The sequence below is a fragment of the uncultured Sphingomonas sp. genome (assembly GCF_964237155.1).
Lineage (GTDB): Bacteria > Pseudomonadota > Alphaproteobacteria > Sphingomonadales > Sphingomonadaceae > Sphingomonas.
This window is the reverse complement of sequence record NZ_CAXSHH010000154.1, coordinates 1-2,386: the sequence shown is the minus strand read 5'-3', so window position 1 is coordinate 2,386 and position 2,386 is coordinate 1. Positions and strand designations below refer to the sequence as shown.

The following is a 2,386-nucleotide window of genomic DNA, read 5'->3' as shown; positions in this document are numbered from 1 at the left end:
GAAGTCGAAGAACGCCCAGAACCAGCCGACGAAGAACATCACCTCCGACGCGATGAACAGGATCATCCCGTAACGGAAATGGAGCTGGACGACGGGAGTGTGGTCGCCGTGGCGCGCCTCGCGCACGACATCGGCCCACCAGGAATAGAAGGTGAAGAGCAGCGCCGCCAGCCCGATCAGGAACACGTATCCGCCGCCGGGCGCCTCGTGCAGCCACATCACCCCGCCCGACGCCATCACGAGCGTCGCCATCGAGCCGAAGAGCGGCCAGATGCTGGGTGGGAGGATATGGTAGTCGTGGTTCTTGGCGCCGGCCATGGTCGTATCCGAGCTTGAGGTTTCCCGGTTTCCCTAGCCCGCCGACTTGGCGGAATCCACCGGGTAAAACGTGTAGGACAACGTGATGTTCTCGATGTCGCGCGCGTCGGGGTCGGCGAGCATCTTGGGATCGACATAGAAGATGACCGGCATGCGGACGCTCTCGCCGGCCTTGAGCGTCTGCTGGGTGAAGCAGAAGCACTCGATCTTGGTGAAGTATTTGCCCGCCTGGGTCGGCGTGACGTTGAAGGTGGCGGTGCCCGTCACGGGCTGCGCGGCGCGGTTGGTCGCCTGGAAGAACACCATGTCGCGCGCGCCGACCGCGACCGTCTCCGAGCGCGATTCGGGGCGGAAGCTCCAGGGGAGGCGGGGCGAGATGTTGGCATCGAAGCTGACCTTCACCTCTCGCCCGACCGCGCCGGGGGCCGTCGAGCCGCGCTGGGTCGTGCCGCCCAGGCCCGTCACCTGGCAGAACATGCGGTAGAGCGGGACGCTGGCCCAGGCGAGGCCGGTCATGAAACAGACGAACAGGACCGCCAGGACGGCGGTGCGGGTGACCCGGGTCATGGGGCGGGGCTCGGTGAGGGAAGCCGGGGCCGGGGCATTTGCGACGGGCCCTTGTCGGTGGCGGCGCGGGCGGCGTCATCCATGCCTTGGGTGATGCGGGTGATGCTGACCGCGAAGACGAGCAACACCAAGGCACCGAGCAGGAGGGCGAGCACGAGGGAGCGGCTGCGCCGACGCTTGCGGATAAGCTCCTCATCCTGGCGGCTGCGGATCAGGTCTTCGTCGTCGGGCGTCATGCGAACCACCGGTCGGCGACCAGCGCGCCGAAAAGGAGGAAGAGATAGAGGATCGAGTATTTGAACAGGCGCTTTTCGGGCAGCATCGCGTCTTGCGGGACGGCGGTGGTGCGGGTCGCGACGGTCCAGGCCATCGCGGCGAAGATGGCGGTCGTGACCGCCGCGACCGCGCCGTAGATCCAGCCGGTCAGTCCGAGCATCCAAGGAAGAAGGGCGGTCGCCGCCATCGGAATCGTATACAGGCCGATCTGGCGGCGCGTGACGCGCTCCCCCGCGATGACAGGAAGCATGGGGACGCCCGCCGCCTTGTAATCTGTCTCCATGAACAGCGCGAGCGCCCAGAAATGCGGGGGCGTCCATAGGAACACGAGCGCGAACAGCAGCACGGGGAGGAGCGACACGTCGCCGGTCGCCGCCGCCCAGCCGATCAGCGGCGGGAAGGCCCCGGCCGCGCCGCCGATCACGATGTTCTGCGGGGTGCGGCGCTTGAGCCAGACGGTGTAGACCAGGACATAGAACAGGATGGAGGCGGCCAGGATCGCGGCGGCGATCAGGTTGACCGCGAAGATCATGAACAGGACGGAGAACGCCCCGAGGCCGACGCCGAAATGGAGCGCGGACACGCGCTCCATCCGGCCGGCGGGGAGCGGGCGCTGCGCGGTGCGGCGCATGAGGCCGTCGAGGTCCGCCTCGTACCATTGATTAAGCGCGCCGGCCGCGCCCGCGCCGAGCGCGATGCACAGGATGGCGGTGAACCCGATCACCGGATCGACGCGGCCGGGGGCGGCGAGCATGCCGCACAGGGCGGTGAACACCACCAGGGTCATGACGCGCGGTTTGGTGAGCGCGAGGAAATCGCGCCAGTCGGCCGGGGGCAGGAGGGGGGTGGCGGGGGTCATCGTGCTGCCAAGCATATAGGTGTGGCGGGGGGTGGGGGTAAGCAACGGGTGGTGGAAGTTCACTAAGTTCACGCCAACGACGGTGGGTGGACACGGGAGTAAATCCCGTGTCGTCGGTCGCGGCTGATTGCCGCGCCGGCCGGACTGGCGCGTGCGGCCTCGCTTCGCCTGACCGCATCGGCGCGTAGCTTGCGCTACGCGCCTCGCGCTCAGTCGACCACCGGCAGCGTCTCGAACTGGTGGTACGGCGGCGGGGAGGACAGGGTCCATTCCAGCGTCGTCGCACCCTCGCCCCAGGGATTGTCGGGCGCCTTCTTGCCCGCCAGCATCGAGTAGATCAGGTTGACGAAGAACACCGCCATGCCG

The 2,386-nt window shown here is 67.7% G+C and carries 4 protein-coding genes; all 4 read right to left on the bottom strand.

Translation table 11 applies throughout. The features are described from left to right. Positions 1 to 318: cytochrome c oxidase subunit 3 (locus tag ACFE71_RS15580; protein ID WP_375429669.1), on the bottom strand; the 318-nt coding region annotated here is incomplete at its 3' end. A 33-nt stretch (positions 319 to 351) separates the two neighbouring features. After that, complete coding sequence (locus ACFE71_RS15575; protein ID WP_375429668.1) at positions 352 to 885, bottom strand: cytochrome c oxidase assembly protein; 534 nt, start codon at positions 883 to 885, stop codon at positions 352 to 354. Next, a complete protein-coding gene (locus ACFE71_RS15570; RefSeq protein WP_375429667.1) occupies positions 882 to 1,121 on the bottom strand; it encodes a hypothetical protein in 240 nt (79 codons plus the stop codon). The genes ACFE71_RS15575 and ACFE71_RS15570 overlap by 4 nt, the downstream gene beginning before the upstream one ends. Further along, positions 1,118 to 2,020, bottom strand: a complete 903-nt coding sequence (locus ACFE71_RS15565) for a heme o synthase (RefSeq protein ID WP_375429670.1) — start codon at positions 2,018 to 2,020, stop codon at positions 1,118 to 1,120. The genes ACFE71_RS15570 and ACFE71_RS15565 overlap by 4 nt, the downstream gene beginning before the upstream one ends. Positions 2,021 to 2,386 lie beyond the last annotated feature (366 nt).

What these genes read in the sequence shown, in the direction of transcription:
- ACFE71_RS15575 (WP_375429668.1), bottom strand. Translation starts at nt 885, where the DNA reads ATGACCCGGGTCACCCGCACCGCCGTCCTGGCGGTCCTGTTCGTCTGT.
- ACFE71_RS15570 (WP_375429667.1), bottom strand. Translation starts at nt 1,121, where the DNA reads ATGACGCCCGACGACGAAGACCTGATCCGCAGCCGCCAGGATGAGGAG.
- ACFE71_RS15565 (WP_375429670.1), bottom strand. Translation starts at nt 2,020, where the DNA reads ATGACCCCCGCCACCCCCCTCCTGCCCCCGGCCGACTGGCGCGATTTC.